Source organism: Arthrobacter sp. CAN_C5, assembly GCF_017875735.1.
Classification (GTDB): domain Bacteria; phylum Actinomycetota; class Actinomycetes; order Actinomycetales; family Micrococcaceae; genus Arthrobacter_D.
Genome location: NZ_JAGGMZ010000001.1, coordinates 1,973,225 through 1,996,625, shown reverse-complemented (window position 1 = coordinate 1,996,625; position 23,401 = coordinate 1,973,225). Strand labels below are relative to the sequence as shown.

General features: G+C 65.0%; 20 protein-coding genes and 1 pseudogene. 14 read left to right on the top strand and 7 right to left on the bottom strand.

What is annotated here, in order from left to right; genetic code table 11:
- The first annotated feature begins 9 nt into the window (after positions 1-9).
- The gene (locus H4V95_RS09405) at positions 10-1,608 is read left to right on the top strand and encodes an ABC-F family ATP-binding cassette domain-containing protein (RefSeq protein ID WP_196866894.1); all 1,599 of its coding nucleotides are present in this window, start codon (positions 10-12) and stop codon (positions 1,606-1,608) included.
- Between the two features lie 132 nt (positions 1,609-1,740).
- Here the strand turns inward: H4V95_RS09405 and H4V95_RS09400 are convergent, their stop codons facing one another.
- From H4V95_RS09400 to H4V95_RS09390, 3 genes and pseudogenes are all read right to left on the bottom strand, one after another.
- Positions 1,741-2,577 (bottom strand): SURF1 family protein, encoded by an 837-nt coding sequence (locus tag H4V95_RS09400; RefSeq protein ID WP_209730054.1) that lies wholly within the window; start codon positions 2,575-2,577, stop codon positions 1,741-1,743.
- 174 nt (positions 2,578-2,751) lie between these two features.
- Positions 2,752-3,009, bottom strand: a pseudogene (locus H4V95_RS09395) (hypothetical protein); the annotation flags it as partial.
- On the bottom strand, positions 3,006-3,464 hold the full coding sequence (locus tag H4V95_RS09390; protein ID WP_209730052.1) for a DUF3099 domain-containing protein: 459 nt from the start codon (positions 3,462-3,464) through the stop codon (positions 3,006-3,008). The gene H4V95_RS09390 and the pseudogene H4V95_RS09395, both read right to left, overlap by 4 nt.
- Positions 3,465-3,601: 137 nt before the next feature.
- Here H4V95_RS09390 and H4V95_RS09385 point away from each other — a divergent pair, with 137 nt between their 5' ends.
- Both H4V95_RS09385 and H4V95_RS09380 read left to right on the top strand, forming a co-directional pair.
- A complete protein-coding gene (locus H4V95_RS09385; protein WP_196866897.1) occupies positions 3,602-4,339 on the top strand; it encodes a beta-ketoacyl-ACP reductase in 738 nt (245 codons plus the stop codon).
- A gap of 59 nt (positions 4,340-4,398) precedes the next feature.
- Positions 4,399-5,142: an SDR family oxidoreductase gene (locus H4V95_RS09380; RefSeq protein ID WP_196866898.1), complete on the top strand. Its 744-nt coding sequence runs from the start codon at positions 4,399-4,401 to the stop codon at positions 5,140-5,142.
- Between the two features lie 51 nt (positions 5,143-5,193).
- Here H4V95_RS09380 and serB read toward each other — a convergent pair whose 3' ends face one another.
- Complete coding sequence (gene serB / locus H4V95_RS09375; RefSeq protein WP_196866899.1) at positions 5,194-6,078, bottom strand: phosphoserine phosphatase SerB; 885 nt, start codon at positions 6,076-6,078, stop codon at positions 5,194-5,196.
- Between the two features lie 182 nt (positions 6,079-6,260).
- On the opposite strand from serB, the gene H4V95_RS09370 reads away from it, so the two are divergent.
- The 5 genes from H4V95_RS09370 (at position 6,261) to H4V95_RS09350 (ending at position 10,222) form a co-directional block, all read left to right on the top strand.
- A complete protein-coding gene (locus tag H4V95_RS09370; RefSeq protein WP_196866900.1) occupies positions 6,261-7,052 on the top strand; it encodes an ABC transporter ATP-binding protein in 792 nt (263 codons plus the stop codon).
- Positions 7,053-7,070: 18 nt separating this feature from the next.
- Positions 7,071-7,850: a sulfite exporter TauE/SafE family protein gene (locus tag H4V95_RS09365; RefSeq protein ID WP_196866901.1), complete on the top strand. Its 780-nt coding sequence runs from the start codon at positions 7,071-7,073 to the stop codon at positions 7,848-7,850.
- Complete coding sequence (locus tag H4V95_RS09360) at positions 7,847-8,653, top strand: RNA methyltransferase (RefSeq protein WP_209730050.1); 807 nt, start codon at positions 7,847-7,849, stop codon at positions 8,651-8,653. The genes H4V95_RS09365 and H4V95_RS09360 overlap by 4 nt, the downstream gene beginning before the upstream one ends.
- Positions 8,654-8,790: 137 nt before the next feature.
- The gene (locus H4V95_RS09355; protein WP_171585149.1) at positions 8,791-9,045 is read left to right on the top strand and encodes a type B 50S ribosomal protein L31; all 255 of its coding nucleotides are present in this window, start codon (positions 8,791-8,793) and stop codon (positions 9,043-9,045) included.
- 100 nt (positions 9,046-9,145) lie between these two features.
- Positions 9,146-10,222 (top strand): biotin/lipoate A/B protein ligase family protein, encoded by a 1,077-nt coding sequence (locus tag H4V95_RS09350; RefSeq protein ID WP_196866903.1) that lies wholly within the window; start codon positions 9,146-9,148, stop codon positions 10,220-10,222.
- 15 nt (positions 10,223-10,237) lie between these two features.
- Here H4V95_RS09350 and pepN read toward each other — a convergent pair whose 3' ends face one another.
- Positions 10,238-12,859: an aminopeptidase N gene (pepN, locus tag H4V95_RS09345; protein ID WP_245345639.1), complete on the bottom strand. Its 2,622-nt coding sequence runs from the start codon at positions 12,857-12,859 to the stop codon at positions 10,238-10,240.
- Positions 12,860-13,153: 294 nt separating this feature from the next.
- On the opposite strand from pepN, the gene H4V95_RS09340 reads away from it, so the two are divergent.
- Positions 13,154-14,550, top strand: a protein-coding gene (locus tag H4V95_RS09340) for an IS3 family transposase (protein WP_395939811.1) whose coding sequence is annotated in 2 segments (ribosomal slippage) — positions 13,154-13,505 and positions 13,505-14,550 — 1,398 coding nt in all. Because the reading frame shifts where the segments join, the coding sequence is not laid out codon by codon here.
- Here the strand turns inward: H4V95_RS09340 and H4V95_RS09335 are convergent.
- On the bottom strand, positions 14,547-14,855 hold the full coding sequence (locus H4V95_RS09335; protein WP_209730048.1) for a hypothetical protein: 309 nt from the start codon (positions 14,853-14,855) through the stop codon (positions 14,547-14,549). The genes H4V95_RS09340 and H4V95_RS09335 overlap by 4 nt on opposite strands.
- Before the next feature lie 113 nt (positions 14,856-14,968).
- Between H4V95_RS09335 and H4V95_RS09330 the strand changes: the two genes are divergently transcribed.
- From H4V95_RS09330 to H4V95_RS09315, 4 genes are all read left to right on the top strand, one after another.
- Positions 14,969-16,594: a circularly permuted type 2 ATP-grasp protein gene (locus tag H4V95_RS09330; RefSeq protein WP_209730046.1), complete on the top strand. Its 1,626-nt coding sequence runs from the start codon at positions 14,969-14,971 to the stop codon at positions 16,592-16,594.
- A complete protein-coding gene (locus tag H4V95_RS09325) occupies positions 16,587-17,513 on the top strand; it encodes an alpha-E domain-containing protein (protein ID WP_196866907.1) in 927 nt (308 codons plus the stop codon). Before H4V95_RS09330 ends, H4V95_RS09325 begins: the two co-directional genes overlap by 8 nt.
- A complete protein-coding gene (locus H4V95_RS09320) occupies positions 17,510-18,361 on the top strand; it encodes a transglutaminase family protein (protein ID WP_196866908.1) in 852 nt (283 codons plus the stop codon). The genes H4V95_RS09325 and H4V95_RS09320 overlap by 4 nt, the downstream gene beginning before the upstream one ends.
- 622 nt (positions 18,362-18,983) lie before the next feature.
- On the top strand, positions 18,984-20,426 hold the full coding sequence (locus H4V95_RS09315) for an HNH endonuclease signature motif containing protein (protein WP_209730044.1): 1,443 nt from the start codon (positions 18,984-18,986) through the stop codon (positions 20,424-20,426).
- A 421-nt stretch (positions 20,427-20,847) separates the two neighbouring features.
- Here H4V95_RS09315 and glgC read toward each other — a convergent pair whose 3' ends face one another.
- Positions 20,848-22,080, bottom strand: a complete 1,233-nt coding sequence (gene glgC / locus H4V95_RS09310; protein ID WP_209730042.1) for a glucose-1-phosphate adenylyltransferase — start codon at positions 22,078-22,080, stop codon at positions 20,848-20,850.
- A gap of 102 nt (positions 22,081-22,182) precedes the next feature.
- On the opposite strand from glgC, the gene glgA reads away from it, so the two are divergent.
- Positions 22,183-23,379 (top strand): glycogen synthase, encoded by a 1,197-nt coding sequence (gene glgA, locus H4V95_RS09305; RefSeq protein ID WP_209730040.1) that lies wholly within the window; start codon positions 22,183-22,185, stop codon positions 23,377-23,379.
- Positions 23,380-23,401 lie beyond the last annotated feature (22 nt).

Here is a 23,401-nt window from a genome sequence, read left to right as displayed (position 1 = left end):
GCCACGTAATTGATTACCGTCTCGAACTTAGAGCTGCGCGCGGGAGCACGCCTGCTCATGGATGCGGTGTCATTCCGTGTTGACCGCGGGGACAAGATTGGCCTGGTGGGGCGCAACGGTGCCGGTAAGACCACACTCACCCGCGTCATGGCGGGGGAGGGGCTGCCCGCCGGCGGCACCGTCAGCCGCAAGGGTGAGATCGGTTACCTGCCCCAGGATCCGCGCACCCCGGACATGGCCCAGCTGGCACGCGACCGCATCCTGTCCGCCCGCAACCTGGACGTCGTCGTCACCAAGCTCCGCGCGGCCCAGGAAGACATGGCCAGCGAGAACAACGCGGTGCGTGACAAGGCCATGGCCCGCTACGACCGGATTGAGGCGGAGTTCCTCGCCCACGGCGGCTACGCGGCAGAAGCCGAAGCTGCTGCCATCTCCTCCAACCTTGCCCTCCCGGACCGGATCCTCAACCAGTCCTTGAGCACCCTTTCCGGTGGCCAGCGCCGTCGTGTCGAGCTGGCGCGCATTCTCTATTCGGGTGCCGAGACGATGCTCCTCGATGAGCCCACCAACCACCTCGACGCCGATTCCATCACCTGGCTGCGGGAATTCCTGAAGAACCACCAGGGTGGACTGATCGTGATCAGCCACGATGTGGACCTCCTGGAGGCGACGGTGAACAAGGTATTCCACCTGGACGCCAACCGCGCCACGATCGACATCTACAACATCGGCTGGAAGCGCTACCTGCAGCAGCGTGAAACAGACGAGCGCGCGCGGAAGCGTGAGCGTGCCAACACGGAGAAGAAGGCCCAGGTTCTCATGGATCAGGCCAACAAGATGCGCGCGAAGGCCACCAAGGCCGTCGCCGCGCAGAACATGGCGAAGCGCGCCGAACGTCTCCTTGGCGGGCTGGAAGCGGTCCGTGCGCAGGACCGCGTCGCCGCCCTGCGCTTCCCCGAACCCTCGCCGTGTGGCAAGACGCCGATGACCGCTGAGGGTCTCAGCAAGTCCTACGGGTCACTGGAGATCTTCACCGACGTCGACCTGGCCATCGACAGGGGATCGAAGGTCGTGATCCTCGGACTCAACGGTGCAGGCAAAACCACCCTGCTGCGGATGCTGGCGGGCGTTGACAAGCCCGATACCGGCGAGGTCATCCCCGGCCACGGCCTGAAGGTGGGCTACTACGCCCAGGAGCACGAAACCCTCGATACCGAGCGGACCGTGCTGGAGAACATGCGCTCGTCGGCGCCGGACATGAAAGACGCGGAGGTCCGTGGTGTTCTCGGGTCGTTCCTGTTCACGGGTGACGACGTCGACAAGCCTGCGGGCGTGCTTTCCGGTGGTGAGAAGACGAGACTGGCCCTGGCCACGATCGTCGCGTCGTCAGCGAATGTCCTGCTCCTCGATGAACCGACCAACAACCTCGACCCCGCGAGCCGCGCAGAAATTCTCGATGCGCTCCGCAACTACAGCGGCGCGGTTGTCCTGGTCAGCCACGACGAGGGGGCAGTGGAAGCACTGAACCCGGAGCGGGTCGTCCTGCTGCCCGACGGCGTCGAGGACCTGTGGAGCGACGATTACCTCGACCTGGTGACGATGGCCTAGAACGATGGCCTAGAGAGTGCGGGCCGGGTTCTTGCGAGCCCGGCTACTGCTGAGCGTGACTACAGTGAGCGTGACTACGGCGGAGCTGGCTGCAACCGACCTGGAAGCCGTCCGCTGCCTGGAAGCCGTCCGCTAGTAGCCGCGCGCGTCGAGATAGGCGTCCTCTTCTTCCTCGGCGGTCGGCCGGCGCTGTCGCCTGACCGGCGCGGCCTGCACGGTGCCGTTGGCTTCCGCCAGGTCTTCCTCATCGGAACGCTGCTGCTGTCGGGCGGCGTAGCCGAAGCCGACGAAGAGGAGGGCGCCGAACGCAAACCACTGCATCGAGTAGGACAGGTGTGGTCCGGAGTCCAGGTAGGGACGGGGGAAGATCTGGGGCGACGTCGCGGGGCTGGGACTCTCTGCCGACATCAGGCCGTAAGCACCGGTCTGCAGGTCGTAGTCGACCACCTCCTGGTACCGGGTGAGGTCAATCGACGGGATCTGGCCGTCGGGCGCGCCGCGATTCAGCTCTGGCTCACCGGGTTTGATCCTGGCGGTCACCGTCACTTCACCCTCTGGCGGTTGCGGGAAAGCGTCGGGACGTCCCGCCTCATCGTTGCCGATGGGAAGCCAGCCCCGGTTGATGACCACGGCTGACCCGTCGGGGAGCTGCAGTGGCACCAGCACCTCGTAGCCCGGCCGCCCGCTGAAGGGGCGGTTACGGACCACAAGCTGGTTGGCCGTGTCATAGGTGCCGGTCAGCTCAAGGGGCAGCCACTCCTCCGCCGGGTCGAAGGACCTGAAATCAGCGGACCCAGCAGCATAGGGCGCCGCCGGCTGATCGTAGTTGGCCTCGATCCGCTCGATCGTGTCAGCCAGCTGATCCCGACGGTCCAACTGCCACATGCCGAGCGCACCGCAGGCGAGGGCCAGGACAGTCACGAGCGCCAGCCAACCGAGCCAGCGGGGTGAGATAAGGAACCGGTACATCTAGTCCGTGTTCCCGCCAGTAGAATTTTCCGCCGTGGCACTCTCTGCAGTGGCACTTGCTCCGGTGGTGTTGTCCGCGGTGGCGCTCTCTGCGTTGGTGCTTTCTCCGGTGGCACTTTCTCCGGTGGTGCTGTCAGCGGGGCTGCTTCCTCCCGATGCCGTGCCTTGTGAAGGGTTCCCCTCCGGGTGGGACCCAGCCAGGGGAAGGGTCTCCTTCCACAGACCACGGGTCTGCAGGTAGTCCTCAAGCCAGTCCCGGTGGTCGGCACAGGCCACCCAGGTCTTGCGGCGGTCTGGGGTGTGGATTTTGGGGTTGTTCCAGAGCAGCTGCCAGGCAGCCGGCAGGCGGCAGGCCTTGCGCGAGCAGACAGCCTCCGCGGGCCGCTCGTCCGGGGCAGGGTTGAGCTGCTGCAGCTGGTCAAGAAGGTTCATGCGGTGGGTCGGCCCTTGTCACGGTCGATGTACTCACGGTCGATGTACTCACGGTCGATGTACTCACGGTCAGCGTCCTGGATGGCAGTGGGATCGATGTCGTCGTCGATAATCTCGCCCTGCAGCACATCGTCGGCAGGCTCCACCGGGGCCGGAGCCATGGGCTCAAGCGCTGGGAGCGGCACATTGTCAATGAGGGACTGGCTGTGCGGGATGTCGCTTGTGTCGGATCCTCCGTTGGCGAAGATCACGGCGAAGTAGGGGAGGACAACCGCGCCCGCGATGACCACCCACTGCAGCCAACCCTCGACGAAGAACACCAGAACGAGACACACCAGGCGGATCCCCATCGAAATGGAGTACTTGATCATCCGCCCGCGGACTTCGTCACTATGAGGGGTTCGCGCGTCAGTAATACTGTGTACGTCAGCGCCGTGCCGGATCTGCTTGCTCATCACACTCCAAGGGACTTCTCAATTGTCTCACCCAGTGCTCCAGTTGTTAAAAGCCCCAGCGACACCAAAGGTTCCCTCCTGCCGCAAACTTGCGGTTGCGTGGGCGCCAGCTAGGATCGGCAGGGATAGTTGGAGCAATGATTTTGGAGGATTCCGTGGCAGACGCCGAACAGGGACGCAGTGTTTTGGTAACCGGAGGCAACCGCGGCATCGGGCTCGCCATTGCGCAGGCCTTTGTCGAGAACGGCGACCGGGTGGCCATCACCTACCGCAGCGGCGACGTTCCCGAGGGCATGCTGGGCGTCAAGGCCGACGTCACCAGCGAGGACCAGGTTGATGCGGCGTTCTCCGCCGTCGAGGAAGCCCACGGTCCGGTTGAGGTGCTCGTCGCCAATGCCGGGATCACCCGCGACACCCTGCTGATGCGGATGAGCGAGTCCGACTTCACCGACGTCATCGACACCAACCTCACCGGTGCTTTCCGCGTCATCAAGCGCGCGTCGAAGGGCATGATCCGGCTTCGCAAGGGCCGCGTGGTCCTGATCTCCTCCGTCACGGGCCTGTACGGCGCACCAGGCCAGATCAATTACTCGGCCTCCAAGGCGGGCCTGATCGGCATCGCCCGCTCGCTCACCCGGGAGCTCGGCTCGCGGGGGATCACCGCCAATGTCGTGGCCCCAGGTTTCATCAACACCGACATGACCGCCGAACTGCCTGAGGACACCCGCAAGAATTATCTCGCGACGATCCCTGCCCGCCGCTTCGCCGAGCCCACTGAGGTAGCCAACGTGGTGAAGTGGATAGCCAGCGACGACGCCGGCTACATCTCCGGTGCCGTCATCCCGGTTGACGGCGGTCTGGGCATGGGCCACTAGCGCCGTGTGAGAACCCCGTGCGGCATCTTCACCTCATTCATCAAACCTAAGGAGTACCCATGGCTGCGCTGACCGGCACAACCGCAATCGTTACTGGATCATCACGGGGAATCGGGGCTGATGTCGCGAAACTGCTCGCCGACGAGGGTGCCGCCGTCGTCGTGAACTACCGCCAGAAGGCACCCCGCGCTGCGAAGGTGGTGGCCGGGATCGAGGCTGCCGGGGGCAAGGCCGTCGCCGTGGGCGCCGACCTCACCACCGCTGAGGGGTCGGCAGCGCTGATCCAGGCAGCCGTCGACAACTTCGGCGGGCTAGGCCTGCTGGTCCTCAACGCGTCCGGCGGGATGGAATCGGGGGTCGAGGAAGACTACGCCCTGAAACTCAACCGCGATGCCCAGGTCAACATGCTGCGCGCCGCGATGGAGGTCATGCCTGCAGGGTCGCGGGTGGTTTTCATCACCAGCCACCAGGCGCACTTCATCAATGAAGTCCCCACCATGGCAGCCTACGAGGCCGTTGCCCGCAGCAAGCGTGCCGGCGAGGACGCGCTCCGCGAGCTTCTCCCCGAGCTGGAAGCCAAGGGCATCACCCTTGTGGTGGTCTCCGGCGACATGATCGAGGGCACTGTCACCGCCACCCTGCTCGACCGGGCCACCCCGGGGGCTATCGAGGCACGCCGCGAGCAGGCAGGGAAGCTCTACTCAGTCGCCGAGTTTGCTGCCGAAATCGCGAAAATGGCCACCGCGGATGTGCCCAACGGCCACACCGAGTACGTCGGCGGTCACGAATACTTCACCAGGTAACCGGTTCGCTCACCGCCCCCGGATCGACTCCCGGGGGCAGTGGGGATCAGGTCAGTGCCTGCTGAAGTACTTGACCACGTCCAGGTAGGGCAGATCGATGGATGCGTCCGCGGCGGCCCGCACCGCGGGCTTCGCGTTGAACGCCACGCCCAGTCCGGCCGCCGTGAGCATGTCCAGGTCATTCGCTCCGTCGCCGACGGCGATGGTCCGATCCACCGGAACACCCGCCTCAGCAGCCCAGCGCCGCAGGGAACGCTCCTTCGCCGCACGGTCCACCACGGGGCCCACCACCTCACCGGTGAGGTACCCGTCGGCACTGATTCCCAACAGGTTGGCCTCGGCGAACGTCAGGCAGAGCTGCGCGGCGAGGGGATCCAGCAGCTGGGTGAACCCGCCCGAAACAGCGGCGACGGCGTGCCCTGAGGCCAGATAGTGCCGCACCAGCTCCGCCGCGCCATCGCTGAGTTCGATGGTTGCCCCCACATCGGTGAGGACGCTGGCGGGAAGTCCCTTGAGCACCGCCACCCGTGAGCGCAGGCTCTGGGTGAAGTCGATGTCCCCGCGCATTGCCGCCTCGGTGACCGCCGCGACCTCGGCCTGACGCCCGGCGTGCGCAGCGAGCAGCTCGATGACCTCCTGACGGATCAGGGTGGAGTCAACGTCCATGATGAGCAGTTTCCGGCCCTCCGCCAGCAATGCCGGTGGAACGACGGCGCACCCGTGGCCGCCGGTGACCCGGGACTGCACCGCTGTGCGGAGCTCTGTTGCGGTGCCGTCGAAGGAAACCAGGAGGGTGGACGCCTGGAAACGGGACTCGTCGGCGTTCTCCAACTCGACGATCTGCGCTCCGGTCTCCTGCACCGCGCCCTGCACGGCGATCAGGAAGTCATCCGCGAGTTCCATGCCGTAACTGACCACACCGAATTCCCTGGGCATATTCCTCAGCTTTCACTAATCGTCGTGCAGCCGGATCGCCGTCCGCTTCCTTTAGTCATTATGGGCATGCGCCGGGCGGCGTCCGAAATCGTTGCCCGGCGACGGCGCCGTCCACGGGACCCATCCGGTGACGGGTGAGCCGTTTCGCGTTTGCCCCGGCAGTTGGCCTAATGTCTAGTGCTATGAGTGATGTTCTTGAGTTAGCTGGGGTAAGCCTTGTCCGGGGCGGTAAGAAGCTGTTGGACAGTGTGGACTGGCAGGTCAAGGAGGGCGAACGCTGGGTGATCATGGGTCCCAATGGTGCCGGCAAGACCACTTTGCTGCAGGTGGCCGGAGCGCGGATCCACCCCACCACCGGAGTGGCAGGCATTCTCGATGAAGTACTCGGTGCCGTTGACGTGTTTGAACTACGGCCACGCATCGGGCTCGCCTCCGCGGCCCTCGCCGCACAGATTCCCGAGCACGAAACGGTGCTGAACGTGGTCGTTACCGCCTCCTACGGCGTAACCGGCCGGTGGCGGGAGCAGTACGAGAAGCAGGACGCGCGCCGGGCCTTCGCCCTTCTCGACACGTGGGGCATGTCGACCTTCATGAACCGCAAGTTTTCCTCCCTCAGTGAGGGGGAGCGCAAACGGGTCCAGATCGCCCGTGCCCTGATGACCGACCCCGAACTGTTGCTGTTGGACGAGCCCGGCGCAGGACTCGACCTCGCCGGCCGGGAAGACCTGATCAGCCGCCTCACCACCCTGGCGCAGGACGAGGAAGCACCCGTCATGATCCTGGTGACCCACCACCTGGAAGAGGTGCCTCCGGGGTTCACCCACGCCATGCTGATGCGCGACGGCGGGATCGTGGCGTCCGGCCCCATCGACACCGTGTTCACCGAGGAGCATCTCAGCGCGGCGTTCGACGTGCCCTTGGACGTCCGCCAGCAGGACGGCCGCTACACGGCTGTCGCCCGCGTCAGCGCCTGATATCCAGGGAACCTGCTGATGGAACTATTGCAGGGCGCCCTGATCTTTGTCGCCGGGCTGTGGGCGGGCGCCATCAACTCGGTGGTCGGCTCCGGCACCCTCGTGACCTTCCCCGTGTTGCTCGCCCTGGGGTTTGCGCCGGTGACTGCCACGATCAGCAATGCGATGGGGCTGATTGCCGGCGGCGTCTCGGGCACCTGGGGGTACCGCCGGGAACTCGCTGGCCTCCGCTCGACCATCCTGCGCCTCCTGCCCGCCTCAATCCTGGGCGGCATCACCGGGGCGGCACTGCTGCTGAATCTCCCGGAGCAGGTGTTCGAATTCGCCGCACCGGTGCTGATCATCATCGCCCTCGGCTTCGTGATTTTTCAGCCCGCCTTGCAACGACGGGTCCTCCTCCGGGCGGAACGCCGAGAATCCACCGGTTCGCACCCCGTCGGACTGACCATCCTGGTGTACCTGGCTGGCGTCTACGGCGGGTACTTCGTGGCTGCGCAGGGGATCCTGCTGGTGGGCATTCTGGGGATCTTCCTCCACGGAACCATCCAGAATGCCACGGCGGTGAAGAACCTGCTGGTACTGGCTGTGAACGTGGTGGCGGGAATCTCCTACATGCTCTTCGCCTTTGACCGGATCAACTGGTGGGTGGTGCTGGTCATCGCGGTCAGCTCGCTGATTGGCGGGTTCCTGGGCGCGCTGATCGGCCGCCGGTTGCGGCCGGTGGTGTTGCGCTCCATCATCGTGGCGCTCGGACTGGTGGCCCTGTACATCATGGTTGCGCGGTTGGTGATCGGATGAGCATCCACCGGCTCGTTGACCCGGCCGACCCGCGGGTGTCGGATTACACCTCGCTCACCGACACCCAGCTGCGCCGTCGCAGGGAGCCTGCCGAGGGTCTCTACATCGCCGAAAGCACCAAGGTGCTTCGCCGCGCGGTCGACGCCGGCCACACGCCGCGGTCCTTCTTCCTCACCGACAAGTGGCTGCCCGACCTGCAGGACCTGCTGGACAGGTTCCCGGACGTCCCGGCGTACGTCGGGACCGAGCACATCCTTGAGCAGATCACCGGCTTCCATCTTCACCGCGGGGCCCTGGCCGCCATGGACCGGCCACGCCCGCTGGCGCTTGCCGACGTCCTGAACGGAGCCCGCCGGATCGCGGTCCTGGAGGACATCGTCGACCACACCAACCTCGGTGCCATCTTCCGTTCCGCTGCGGCGCTCGGCGTCGACGCCGTCTTGATCAGTCCCCGGTGTGCCGACCCGCTGTACCGGAGGGCGATCCGGGTCAGTATGGGCGCCGTTTTCCAGGTGCCCTGGGTGCGGCTGACCGACTGGCCAACCCAGCTCGCCGACTTGCAGGACGCCGGGTTTGTGGTTGCGGGGCTGGCGTTGGGGGAGCGGTCCGTGGACCTCGACGAGCTCAGCGCGGCACGCCACGAGCGGCTGGCCCTGGTCCTCGGCACCGAGGGCGACGGGCTCACCCAGGCGACCCTGGACCTCGCCGACCAGAGCGTGCAGATCCCGATGCGGGCGGGCGTCGATTCGCTCAATGTGGCCGCTGCCAGCGCCGTCGCGTTCTGGGAATGCCGCCTCAGCTAGGCGGGCCACGCGCACCGTTGGCCTTTTAGCCGCGAAGGCGCGCGGTGCGGTAGAGTAGGTTGCTGGTCCACGGGCCAAACAACTTTTCCAACCCCCTTGTGCCTGGCCAAATCCAGGCAACTAACGAAGGTAACACTGTGAAGTCTGATATCCACCCCAAGTACTCAACGGTTGTCTTCCGCGACCTCGCGTCCGAGAAGTCATTCCTGACCCGGTCCACCGTGACCTCCAAGAAGACCATTGAATGGGAAGACGGGAACACCTACCCACTGGTCGAGGTCGAAATCTCCTCCGAATCGCACCCTTTCTACACCGGCAAGCAGCGGATCATGGACTCCGCCGGCCGCGTGGAGCGCTTCAACGCCCGCTTCAAGGGCTTCGGCAAGAAGTAACGCCGACCGCGGCCTAGTTCTGCCGGATGGGTCCGGACCACTTCGGTGGTCCGGACCCATTTCTCGTTCACCACCCACTACGCCTCCAAGGAGCCACCAGATGACCAGCCCACTCCCCGCGGGAGAACTGCACGGCGAGTACAAGGTGCCCGGCGGAAAGCTTGTCGCCGCTGACTTCACCGTTGACGGCGGTTTCCTGACCAAGGTGTCAATTAACGGTGACTTCTTCCTTGAACCCGATGAGGCGCTCGACGACATCAACCGGGCGCTGGAGGGCCAGCCGGCAGCTGCGACGCACGGGGAGCTGACCGCGGCCGTCGCGCAGGGCCTGGACCCGGCAGCCCAGCTGTTCGGCTTTTCCCCGGAGGCGGTGGCGACGGCGGTCCGCCGCGCGCTGGGGTTGGCTACCGGCTGGTCCGACCACCAGTGGGATGTCATCGCCCCCACGCCCCTGTCCACCGAGATGCATGTCGCCATGGATGAGGTGCTGACCCGTGAGGTGGGCGACGGCCGTCGCAACCCGACCCTCCGGTTCTGGGAGTGGGAATCGCCGTCGGTGGTGATCGGCAGTTTCCAGTCGATGCGCAACGAGGTCGATCCTGACGGGGTGGCGCGGCACGGCGTGAGCGTGGTCCGGCGGGTCAGCGGCGGGGGAGCGATGTTCATGGAACACGGTAACGCCATCACCTACTCCCTGTACCTGCCGCAAACCCTCGTGGATTCGCTGAGCTTCGCCGAGTCCTACCCGTTCCTGGATGCCTGGGTGATGGAGGCCCTCCGGACGCTCGGCATTGAGGCCTGGTACCAGCCGCTGAACGACATCGCCACCGACGTCGGCAAGATCGGAGGGGCAGCGCAGAAACGGCTGAGCAATGGCGGAATGCTCCACCACGTCACCATGTCCTACGACATCGACGCGGACAAGATGCTCGAGGTGCTGCGGATCGGCAAGGAGAAGCTGTCCGACAAGGGCACGCGGAGCGCCAAGAAACGGGTCGACCCGCTCCGCCGCCAGACCGGTCGCAGCCGGGAGGACATCATCAGGGTCATGATTGACACGTTCAAGGCGCGGTACGGTGCGCAGGACTCGACCTTCACCGAGGCTGAGCTCGCCCGCGCCGGACAGCTCGTGGACGAGAAATTCGGCACCTCCGACTGGCTTTACCGGGTGCCCTAGGCACCGGATCTTTCCCTACCGGGCCTGCTTCTCCTGCGCCCGGAGTGAGCGCAGCAGGTGGTCGCGTTCCTCCAGCACGATCCGCCGCAGGGCGGCAGGGGCCGAGTGGTGGTCCGCCAGCCACGCATCGGCCGCCCGCACCACCCGATGTTCCCCTGCTGGCAACCCTGGCTCAAGGTCCTGGGAGCCGGGGAACAGTCCGCGCACAATCCGGCTGGCCATCTCGATGCCCCTGGTTTCCCACACCCGCCCAATCTCGGCAAAGTACTGTTCCAGGTAGGGGGCGCGCAGCTCGTCCGGGCCTTCAGCGAACCCAGCGATCGTCGCCGAGAGCAGCTCGTTGGAGAGCCGGGTGCCAAACACCGCTTCCTGCCACGCCTTCTCCTTGATGGCCGGGTCGGGAACCGAGGTGGATGCCCGGGTGAACCCGGCCTTGCCAGCCGCAGTGCGGTCGCGTTCCAGCTCAGCCTCCAGGTCCACTGCGGACGCACGTGCCTGGGCAGCGAGGGCCTGCCAGAGGAGCCAGCGCAGTTCGGCGTCGACGGCGAGTCCGGGCACGCGGTCCTGTCCTTCCAGCAGCGCTCTGAAGAGGTCCGAATGGGTGTCGCTGTGACGACCCAGCGCGGCGGCAGCGCGTGCCCAGACCAGCTGCTGGTCCGATTCGGGCCGCGCGGCGCGAAGGCCGTCCACCACAAAGCCGAACAACCGCTCCCGGAGCTGCCCGCGTCCCTCCGCCGACGCATAGTGTTCGACGGCGTAGTGCGCGTTGCGCAGCATGACCTGCAACGCACCGACGCCCGTCTCGCCGGGCGCAGCCAGCTGGACAGCGCCGACATAGTCGGCCGCGGAGAGCGCGGCGTCACGGGTGTTCGACCACAGTGCGGCCTGGCACACCGCGCGTGCCAACGGCTCGTCCAGCTGCCCCACACTCTTCAGCAGGGTCGCCAGGGAGCGGTCGTCGAAGCGGATCTTCGCGTAGGTCAGGTCGTCGTCGTTGATCAGGAGCAGATCCGGTTGGAGCGTACCGCGCAGTTCCGGAACCTCTGTGAGAGCACCGTTGATGCGCACATCGACGGTGCCGGTGCGGATGAGGGCCCCGGCGACCCGACTGTAGAGTCCCAGCCGGATCTGGTGCGGCCGCAACGCTGATTCACCGGTGACCGGGTCTACGGCCTCCTGATGGATCACTACGGAGCGGTAGGCGCCGTCGTCGTCGACCGTCACCTCGGCACCCAGCGAAGGCACACCGGAGGTCTGGAGCCACTGTTGGGCCCACCCGGTCATGTCCTGGCCGGTGGCGTCGGTCAGGGCTGAGAGCAGGTCGGCCAGTCGGGTGTTCCCGAAGGCATGGTTCCTGAAGTAGGCGCGGGCCGCTTCGAAGAACGCGTCGCTGCCGGCGTAGGCCACCAACTGCTTCAGCACCGAGGCACCCTTGGCGTAGGTAATGCCGTCGAAGTTCTGCTTGGCTGCTTCCAGATCAACAATGTCAGCGGTGATCGGGTGGGTGGAGGGCAGTTGGTCCTGGAGGTAGGCCCACGCCTTGCGGCGGTTCGCGAAACTCACCCACGAGGTGGCGGAGCCGGTTGCCTCGGCCACCGCGAGGGCGCCCATGTAGTCGGCGAAGGACTCCTTCAGCCAGAGGTCGTCCCACCAGAACATGGTCACCAGGTCGCCGAACCACATGTGGGCCATCTCGTGCAGGATGGTGTTGGCGCGGGCTTCGTACTCGTCGTGGGTTGCCTTGGACCGGAAGATGTAGCTCTCGGTGAACGTGACCAGGCCCGGGTTCTCCATGGCTCCGAGGTTGTACTCCGGAACGAACGCCTGGTCGTATTTGCCGAACGGGTAGGGATATTCGAACCGCTCGTGGAAGTACTCAAGCCCGCGCTTGGTGACGTCGAAAATGGTATCGGTGTCGAACGCACTGGCCAGGGACGCCCTGCAGTAGAGACCCAGCGGGATCTCCAGGGTGCCGCCGTCGGACAGGGTGCCGGACCAATGGTCGGTGGCTGCGAAGTAGGGTCCGGCGAGGACCGTGGTGATGTACGTGGAGATCCGTTCGGTCGGAGCGAACCTCCACACCGCCACGCGGTCCCCAGCCGCGGCGGGTGGCTCCTCTTCTGTCCGGGAGACCTCCGCGCCGTTGGAAGCCACGATCCACCCGTTCGGCGCGGTCACCGAGAAGGTGAAGGAGGCTTTCAGATCCGGCTGCTCAAAGTTTGCGAAAACACGGCGGGCGTCGGCTGGCTCGTACTGCGTGTAGAGGTAGGTCTCGCCGTCGGCCGGGTCGGTGAAGCGGTGCATTCCTTCGCCGCTCCGGCTGTAGAGAGCTGTTCCCGTCACCGTGACGGTGTTCTCTGCCGCCAGTCCGGGCAGGTTGATCCGGGCGCCGTCGACGACGACTGCGGGGTCCAGCTCGCTGCCGTTCAGGGTGATCGAGTGGACCTCACCGCTGATGAAGTCCATGAAGGTATCGCTGCCCGGTTCGGCGCAGGTGAACCTGACGGTCGACCGGGACAGGAAGCCGGCGACATCGGGGTCGGCAGCCGCAGTGAGGTCAAGGTGGACCTCGTAGCTGTCGACGCTCAGGAGACTGGACCGGTGGGCCGCTTCATCGCGGCGGAGATTCTCGTTCATCACCCGGTCATTCAATCACGGGTGGCAGCCGGAATATCAGTCAGCGAACAGGGACCCCAGGGGAGCGACCGGGACCACGCCATCGGCCTTCACCGCGAAATCCTCATTCACCGTGACGAGCGCATCGGCCTGGAGCCGGGTGACGGCGAGGTACTCGGCGTCGTCGATAGCCCTACGTGTCAGGGTTGGGTGAGGCCAGTACTTCGTAGCAACTTCGTCTAGTTCGTAGGGCGAGAACCAGGATCACCACTAATGTCTATCTCCACAATTTCCCCGCCGCGGGAGAATGGGTCGATGAGTAATCCTGGCCCCAGGTCCGGAGGCCCGACCCCTCGTAGGTCGTTCACTCCGGCACAAAAATTGGCGTACTTGGATGCGTACCAGCAGGCCTGTGACGATGGCACCGGCGGCGGGGCTTACCTGCGCCGCGAGGGCCTGTATTCTTCCCAGATCACCGAGTGGCGTAAGCTCCGCGACGCCGGTGTCCTCGAGGGCAAAAAGCCCGGGGAAAAGATCGGCAAGCCCACTGCTGAACAGGCAGAAATCGGGCGTCTACGTCGGCAGCTGGAGGTGAGTGAACGCAAGCTGGCACGGACTGCAGCTGCGTTGTCGATAATGGAAAAAGCACGGCTGCTTTTGGAGGATATCTCCGAAAGCGCGGAGCAGCAGCCCTGGTACAAGAAACCCTGATGAGCGCCTACACCGCCCTCACCCTGGCGGATATCTCTACCCGGGAAGCGGCCGTGATTGCAGGGGTATCCAGGGCCACAGCGACCCGCAAACCCCGCATCGCGGTGGAAGACCCTCCGCCGGTCCCGGCGCCGGCAAACAAGCTCTCAGTGGCCGAGCGCGCCCACATCCTGGCGACCGTGAATTCGAAGGATTTCGTGGACCTGCCGCCGGTGCAGATCTATGCCCGGCTCCTGGACGAAGGCGTCTATTTGTGCTCAATCTCCACGTTCTATCGCGTCCTGGAGGAGAACTGCCAGGTCAAGGAACGCCGCCGGATCGCACGCCACCCGGCGCGGGCCGTGCCGGAGCTGGTCGCGACCGGACCCGGACAGGTTTACACCTGGGACATCACCAAACTCGCTGGCCCGATCAAGGGAAAATACTACGACTGCTACGTCATGATCGACATCTATTCCCGCTACATCGTCGGCGCCTACGTCCATGCCCACGAGTCCGGGGAACTGGCCGTGGAAATGATGAAGGAAATCTTCGGCATCCACGGCATCCCGCAGATCGTCCACGCCGACCGTGGCACCTCGATGACCTCCAAAACAGTCGCGGCGCTGCTCTCGGACCTGGAGGTCACCCGGTCCCATTCCCGTCCCCGGGTCAGCAATGATAATCCGTACAGTGAGGCCTGGTTCAAGTCGCTGAAGTTCGCTCCCACGTTCCCCGAACGCTTCAGTTCCCTACCCGACGCGAGAGCGTTCATGGACTTCTTTGTCGACGGGTACAACCACACCCATTGCCACACCGGAATCGGCCTCAACACACCGGCGGATGTCCACTACGGACTGGCCGCCAGCAAAGCCCTCGAACGAGCCAAAATCTTGGCCGCCGCACGGGCAAAAACACCCGAACGATTCACCACCAACAACGACCCCAAAATCCTCGCCATCCCCAACACCGCCTGGATCAACAAACCAACCGAGAAAAACGACACAAAAGCAGCAGCCTAATTCCCACTGGCCTCATTCACCTTGACAAATTCCGTAGCGGCCCAGCCTTGATCCCGCGCGATCATCCAGGCGGTCCGGCGAGACACCCGGTCTCCCAGGAGCCGCAGCTTCAGCTCGGTCATCCGGTCGTGCTGTTTGAGGGCCTCCGCTTCGGTGAGCTCCCCGCAGCGGACGGCGGCAAACAGGATGGCGAGGGCCTGCGAACGGATGGTATTCGGTGCCACCAGCTGATGCTCCGCACTGGGGCGCCGGTCCTGGTTGACGAGGTGCACGAGCGTCGGCGGATCGATCACATAGCGGGTCATGGCGGCACTCTACGCTCTCCCAGGCTCGACGCCCTTGAGGCCGCTTCAAAACGCCACACGAGTGACCTACTGCACAATATGTATTCCAAGAAATCCGTGGCAATGTTGAACCCATGTCCGATCTCTTCCAAGATTATGCCGCTGCCGCCAGCCGCACGCCCGCCTTCGACGAAATGTTCGCGTCCGGCCAGCAGGCCCGTGGTGAATACAGCCAGGTAGCCGCCGCCCTCAGCGAACTGAACCTCGCCGATGTCACCGCGCGTGCCGATTCCATGGCCAGGACTTTCCTGGATCGTGGAGTCACCTTCGACTACGCGGGGGAAGAGAGGCCCTTCCCCCTGGACATTGTTCCGCGGGTCATCTCCGGCACCGACTGGCAGGTACTGGAGCAGGGCGTCACCCAGCGGGTGCGGGCTCTGGAAGCGTTCCTGAACGACGTCTACGACAAGATGGCTGTCGTAGCCGACGGCGTGATTCCCCGCCGGCTGATCACCTCCAGCGCCCACTTCCACCGCCAGGTGTCCGGTTTCGACCCGGCCGGTGGCGTCCGGGTGCATATTTCCGGGATCGACGTCGTCCGGGACCAGGAGGGCACTTTCCGGGTCCTCGAGGACAACGTCCGGGTCCCCAGCGGGGTGAGCTACGTGCTGGAGAACCGGCGCGCGATGGCCAAGGGCCTGCCGGAGGCCTTCGGGCAGCAGCACATTCGCCCAGTCGAGGAGTACCCGCGGCGACTTCTCGCTGCGCTCCGCAAGACGGCTCCGTCGTCGGCGGAAGACCCCACCGTCGTCGTCCTCACCCCAGGTGTGTTCAATTCCGCCTACTTCGAGCACACCCTGCTCGCTGGCCTGATGGGCGTCGAACTGGTGGAGGGCCGCGACCTGATCGCACGCGGAAACCGCGTGTACATGCGCACCACCGCCGGCGAACAGCGCGTGGACGTCATCTACAAGCGGATCGACGACGAGTTCCTCGACCCACTGCAGTTCCGTTCCGACTCCATGCTCGGCTGCCCGGGGCTGGTCAACGCAGCCCGCGCCGGCACCGTCACCATTGCCAATGCGGTGGGCAACGGGGTGGCCGACGACAAGCTGGTGTACACCTATGTCCCCGACCTGATCCGCTACTACCTCAGCGAGGAGCCGATCATCGCGAATGTCGACACCTATCGGCTGGAGGATCCCGAGGCTCGTGAGGAAGTGCTTGACCGGCTGGATGAACTGGTGGTCAAGCCGGTGGACGGTTCCGGAGGCAAGGGTCTGGTCATCGGCCCCGACGCGTCGAAGGAAGAACTTGATGCCCTGCGGGAACGAGTGACCGCTGATCCCCGCGGCTGGATCGCGCAGCCGGTGCTGCAGCTGTCTACGGTGCCGACGATGTCCGGTGGCCAGTTCAGCCCCCGACACGTGGACCTGCGCCCGTTCGCAGTGAACGACGGCGACGACGTCTGGGTGCTGCCCGGTGGCCTCACCCGGGTGGCCATGAAGGAAGGCTCGCTGATTGTGAACTCCAGCCAGGGCGGCGGTTCGAAGGACACCTGGGTGGTTGACGAGCAGAACCAGACCCCGGTGCGCCCGATCGTTGAGACGGTGCGGCGCCCGGTGCAGGAGAGGGTCTGGCCGATCGAATCGGGATGGCAGGATCGCCAGCCGGAGCAGCAACAGCAACAGCTGGGGTGTACCGAAGCCCCGGCCGGGGACAACCGCGGGAACCATGGAGAGGACACCGTCAATGCTTAGCCGGATCGCCGAAGCACTGTTCTGGATCGGCCGCTATGTCGAGCGTGCCGACGGAACAGCCCGTATCCTCGATGTCCACCTGGAGCGACTGAACCAGATGCCCCGCGCTGAGCAGCGCGATGTGTCCCGCCAGCTGCTGGGTGTGATGGGCAGCCGGGTGGACGGTGACGAGCTCGAGCTCTCTGACCTCCTGCAGGCGCTGGCCTACGACCGCACGAGCACCACCTCGATTGCGGGGGCGCTCGGCGCTGCCAGGGAAAACGCCCGCCGGGCCCGCGAAACCGTGTCCGGCAGTGTGTGGGAGAGCCTCAACACCACCTGGTACGGGCTGACCCAGCACCGGAAGGACGTGGTGGGCACCTACCGGTTCTGCCACTGGGTGGTGGAACGCACCGCGATGATTCGGGGGCTCTCGGATACCACCATGAGCCATGACGAGAGTTGGCAGTTCCTCGTGCTGGGCCGCAGCCTTGAGCGCGCCGACATGACGGCACGGATGTTGTCCACCCACGACGTCCACGCCGCGGGGTTGTCCTGGGTGAACATGCTGCGGTGCGCCGGAGCGTACGAGTCGTTCCTGCGCACCCGTCGGGCATCGTTCGGTGACCAGCAGGCCGCCGAGTTCCTCCTGCTTGACCGGTTGTTCCCCCGGTCGATCGTCTACGCGCTCAGCGACGCCGAGAAGTGCCTGACAAATCTCAACCCCGCCTATCGCCGGGTGGGATTCATCAACGACGCGAGCCGCATCGTGGGGCAGGCCCGCACGTTCCTTGAGTTCCACCAGACCGATGACCTGATGTCAGAACTGCCGGAACATATGGAACGCGTTCAGAAGGCCTGTGCGAAGGCCTCGGACGCGATTTCACGCACCTACTTTTCCCAGGCAGACGAACTGTCCTGGGTGGGAGAACTCTCATGACCCGCTTGCTCATCACCCACCGCACCGGTTACAACTACGTGCGGAAGGTGACCCTGTCCTACAACGAGGCCCGGATGACTCCGCTTACCGACCCCCAGCAGGTGGTTCTGGAGTCCACGCTGAAGGTGTCGCCGTCGAGCGCTGCCGTGTCGACCTACAAGGACTACTGGGGCACCCGGGTAACTGCCTTCGACATGCAGAGCGCCCACGAATTCCTCGAGGTAACAGCGGTGACCACCGTCGAGGTGAGCCGGATGGAACGTATCCCGGCCGACGACGAGGTTGCCACCTGGGAACAGCTCAGGTCCGACGACGTCGCGAACGAGTACGGTGACTGGCTCCCGCAGACCGCACTGACCGAACCCGACCCCGAGGTGAGCGCGAAGGCGCTGGAACTCGTTGACGGCCGCAACCCGCATCAGGCGGCTCATGCGATCTTCGCGTGGATCAAGGAGGAAATGTCCTACGTACAGGGCGTGACCGGGGTGCAAACCAACGCCAAGGACGCCTGGGGGTCGCGGAAGGGTGTCTGCCAGGACCTGGCACACCTTGCGATTGGTGCGTTCCGGAGCGTCGGCATTCCTGCACGCTACATTTCCGGGTATCTGCATCCGCGCAGCGGTGCGGGCGTTGGCGAGAAGGTCGCCGGTCAGTCCCACGCCTGGGTTGAATGGTGGGACGGTGAGTGGCGCGGCTGGGATCCGACGAATAAGGGCCCGGTCAGCGACTTCCATGTCTCGGTGGCCCGCGGACGCGACTATAAGGACGTGTCCCCATTGAAGGGCATCCTCTCTGGTGGCGGTGGGTCGACCCTGAATGTGACCGTGGAGATCACGCGCGTCGCCTAGCCCTGAGTTTGGTTTAGTGCTGCGTCTGGCTTGGCCGTGAGGTTGGTTTAGTGCTGCGGCTGGCTTGATTACCGGCTCCTTGGGGTATGCCCCAAGGTTTTTTTGGTGCTGCGTCTGGCTTGGCCCTGAAGCTGGTTACCTGAGCTTCGCTGGACTCCCGGCTCCGTGGGCATGCCCGTGAGGTTCCAGCCCGATTCTCGGGTGCGGTTCGGTTTGTGGGGTTCCGGTCCGGTTCGGTCGAGGTGTTCGGCTCAAGCGGCTCAGCTGGTGCCCCGCCGTGAAAACACCGGTGAGAAAGAGACCCGCCATCCTCCACTGAGCCCCACCAAATGTTCGCTGTGGGCTTAATTTCTTATAGCGTTTATCGGTCTCACCGGCGCCCAAAAATGTCAGTGGCGGGTGATGTGATAGGGGTATGAAGCGGCAGGAGAACGCAGAGCAGATCACAGGTTTTCCGGTGTCTGATCCTGGTGTCCCTAGCCAGCTTCCCGGCAGGTTTCATCCGAGCGAGAGGCCACGGGAAGGTGGGTCGGTGCCGGATTCGGCGGCGGTCCCGGATTCGTCGGCAGAGCGGAGTTCGTCAAGTAACCCGGAGTCGTTCAGTCTTGGGGGGAGGATCTGGATGGAGCCCGTCGCCGCTAGGGTCCGCCGCCGCCCGGTCGCAGGTGACACTCCACCCACCGTGGTGGAGGTAGCCAGCCCGGAAACGCTGGTGGCCATGCTGCAGGGGGACACGAGGCAGGCGGCGGGGACTGGTGCGCTTGAGCCACCGCCTGACACTGCCGAACCTGATACTGCCGAGTCTGACACCGCCGAGCCTGACACCGCCGAGCCTGATACGGCTGATTTGTTGGTGGCGGCTGATCGGTTGATGTCGTGGGTTGTTGCCCGGCAGGCGGAACTGGTCGCCGCGTTGCACACCGAGGTCCAGGACCAAACAGCCGCTCAGGCCGGGTCCCGCCCTGGTGGGAGGGTGGGGGCGGGTCTGGGGTTTACTTTGACGGCTGAGGAGCTGGTGCCGTTGCTGAACCTTTCCACCCGTGCCGCGCACCGGCTGCTGGACCAGAGCTTGAGGCTGGTCGAGGATCTTCCCAAGACCCTGCAGTCGCTGGGAGCGGGGATGCTCACGGCCCGGCAAACCCAGATCATCCTCGATGAGGCATCCACCATCCCGGCGCAGGCGTTGGCGGGCTTCGAAGATGAAGTCCTCGCCTCGGGGGCACACCTGATGGCGCCGCGCCTGAAAGCCAAGTGCAAGCGAGTCAGGGAGAAGCTCCACCCCGAATCTGCGATCGCCCGAAGGGGTGCTGCAGCGGCGGACCGGCATATCGAGGTAACCCCCGATCAGGACGGCATGGCCTGGCTTTCGGCGTATCTGCCCGCAGAGCGGGCCTGTGGCATCGAGAACCGGCTCACCTTCATGGCCCGGGCACTGCAGAACCCCCAGGAAACCCGGACCCTCACCCAACTCAAAGCCGACGTCTTCGGAGACCTCCTCACCCACCGCTGCGACCCGGGCCCCGGCGACGCTCACGCCAGCGGTACCGGTGCTGAGGGTGCGGGCCTGGTCGATTTGGCGTCAGTGCTGGGCGTGCAGCCTGTGGTGTTCGTGACTGTTCCCGTGATGACCCTGCTCGGCGGCAACGAACCAGCCGAGCTCGAGGGGTTCGGGCCGATCGACGCGGACACCGTCAGGAAGCTCGCCGCCCACGCAAAAGGGTTCACCCGGATCCTCACCCACCCGGAAACCGGGACGGTACTCAGCGTCGGCCGTGACCGCTACAAGGTCCCCAAAGACCTTCGCAGGACCGTCCTGGTCAGGGACAAAACCTGCCGCCACCCGGGGTGTAACCGGCCCGGCCCTGCCTGCGACCTTGACCACACCATCCCCTGGCACCAGGGCGGAAACACCAGCTACGACAACCTCGCCGCACTCTGCCGGAAACACCACATGCTCAAATCCGCTGGCTACTGGCACTACGAGCAACCCGAACCCGGCACCCTCACCGCCACCTCACTCACCGGCAAAACCTACACCACACTGCCCCAACCACACCCGTTCTAGCGGGTAAATCGGTTCCTTGAGATGCGGAGGAGGGGCGGCGTCACGGGGCAAGCCGCGCCGGGGACATCGTGATGAAGCGGGCTAGGGGGATAGCGAGCTGATGAGGCGATACCCGGGGTTCGTCAAAGTAAGCGCCAACGGCAGGCTAGTGCAGGCAACGTCATGCTCAGGCCAGCCGAGGCCATGTCACCAGTAGACAGGAGCAGGCACAGCCACCCGCAGACCGGTGTAGGACACGTTACCGGCAGGCCAGTGCAGGCAACGTCACCCGCAGGCCAGCCAAGGCCATGTCACCAGTAGACAAGAGCAGGCCAGCCACCCGTAGACCGGTGCAGGACACGTCACCGACCGGCCAGCGCAGGCCGGGTCAGGCCGTAAACTCCTTCACGTTGCAGGCGATCCGTTCCGGGCCCGGCGGTTCTCAGCCAGGCTGGACTATCTGACCCTTACTGAGGATGGTAAGTCCAGAATCGGTCACCGTGTAGCCGCGGCTGATGTCCTTGGCCTTGTCCACGCCAATCGAGGCTCCGGCCGGCACCCTGACGTTCTTGTCGATAATCGCCCGTCGGATCACCGCACCCGGACCCACAGTCACTTTGTCCATCAGTACCGAACCGGATACCGACGCGCCCTCATCGACAAACACGTCCGTCGCCAGAATTGAGCCCAGGACCTCGCCACCGGAGACCACGGCACCGTTGGAAACAATCGAGTCGTGGGCAAAACCTGAGCCCCCTGACGCGCTCCGCACAAACTTCGCCGGGGGAGAGACACTTTGCCGGGTGTAGATCGGCCACTGCAGGTTGTACAGATTGAACAGGGGCAGCGGCGAGATCAGGTCCATGTTGGCGTCGTAGTACGAGTCGAGCGTTCCGACGTCGCGCCAGTACTGCCGGTCCCGGTCGGTGGAACCGGGAATGTCATTGGAGGTGAAGTCGTAGACGGCTGCGTCCCCACGCTCGACGAAGTACGGGATGATGTCCCCGCCCATGTCGTGCTTGGTGTTCAGGCGAGCCGCGTCCTCTTCAAGAGCCTTGACCAGCGCATCCGCGGTAAAGACGTAATTGCCCATTGAGGCAAGGAAACTGTTGGGATCGTCCGGCAGCCCGGGAGTGGTCTTTGGCTTCTCCACGAAGCCCGAGATCCGGCCGGACCCGTCGGTCTGGATCACGCCGAACTGGTCGACGAGGTTCATCGGCTGACGCACCGCGGCGACACTGGCCGACGCGCCACTGGCAATGTGAGCCGCGACCATCTGCTCAAAGTCCATCCGGTAGACGTGGTCGGCACCGATGACGACGACGATGTCCGGGTTCGCGTCATGGATCAGGTTCAGAGACTGGTAAATCGCATTCGCGCTGCCCAGGAACCAGCTTTTGCCTCGGCGCTGCTGGGCGGGGACCGACGCCACGTACTGCTGAAGCTGGGTGGACATGCGCCACGTCTCGGAGATGTGGCGGTCAAGGCTGTGGGATTTGTACTGCGTGAGCACCACGATCTCCAGGTACCCCGAGTTCACCAGGTTCGACAACGCGAAGTCGATCAACCGGTAGATCCCGCCAAAGGGTACCGCCGGCTTAGCACGGTCGGCCGTCAACGGCATCAGCCGCTTCCCTTCGCCGCCGGCGAGGACAATCGCCAAAACCTTTTTCATTGCCACCTATGGCCCCCTGTACTGCTATAGCTCTTCATTGAGTTGGTACCCCTGACTGACTCACACTAGATGAGATGGCCGCGCTGCACTACGTTTGGAAACGTGCGTATAGATATTGTGACAAAAGAATTCCCACCCGAGATCTACGGCGGCGCCGGAGTGCACGTCGCCGAGCTGAGCCGGGTGCTGGCCAGCCAAGTGGATTTGCGGGTCCACTGCTTCGGAGCGGAGCGTGACCCCAACTATCACGGCGCCACCGTGAGCACCTACCGGGCGCCCGCAGAACTGGCGTCCTCAAACGCCGCTGTGCAGACCTTCGGCACCGATCTGGCGATGCTGGATGGGCTGGCTGGCACCGACCTGGTGCACTCGCACACCTGGTACGCCAACATGGCCGGACACCTCGCGTCCCTGCTGCACGGCGTCCCGCACGTGCTGAGCGCGCACAGCCTCGAACCGTTACGCCCGTGGAAGGCCGAGCAGCTCGGTGGGGGCTACGCGCTGTCCTCGTGGGCCGAACGGACCTCCTACGAGGCCGCCGCCGCCGTCATCGCCGTCTCCCACGGGATGCGGGCGGACATTCTGCGCAGCTACCCCGAGGTGGACCCGGCCAAGGTCAAGGTCGTCCACAACGGCATCGACGTGAGCATGTGGGAACGCGACGCCGACGACGACGCCGTCCGGAAACTCGGCATCGATCCTGACCGGCCCAGCGTGGTGTTCGTGGGACGAAATACCCGGCAAAAGGGTGTCCCGTATCTGCTCCGGGCCGCGGCACTGCTGGAACCGGGGGTGCAACTGGTGCTCTGCCTGGGCGCCGCCGACACCCCAGAACTGGCAGCCGAAACAGCCGAACTCATTGCCGAACTTGAAGCCAGACGGGGCTCGGTGATCCTGATCGAACGGATGTTGCCCCGGCAGGAACTCATCCGCGTGCTCAGCACCGCCACGGTGTTCGCGTGCCCGTCGATCTATGAACCGCTGGGCATCGTCAACCTGGAGGCGATGGCCTGTGGTGCAGCGGTAGTCGCCAGCGCCACGGGCGGCATCCCCGAGGTGGTCGACGACGGCGTGACCGGCACCCTGGTGCCGCTGGAGCAGGTGACAGACGGGACCGGAATCCCGCTGGACCCCGAACGGTTCGTCAAGGACTTCGCTGCCGCCGTCAACGCCCTCGTGGCCGACCCGGCACGGGCCCGCCAGATGGGCGAGGCAGGTCGCCGGCGTGCTGAGGAACATTTCTCCTGGGACTCGATCGCTGAGTCGACCCTGGAGGTCTACCGCGCGGCAATCGGTTGACCCTGGATTCCATGACCGTCGA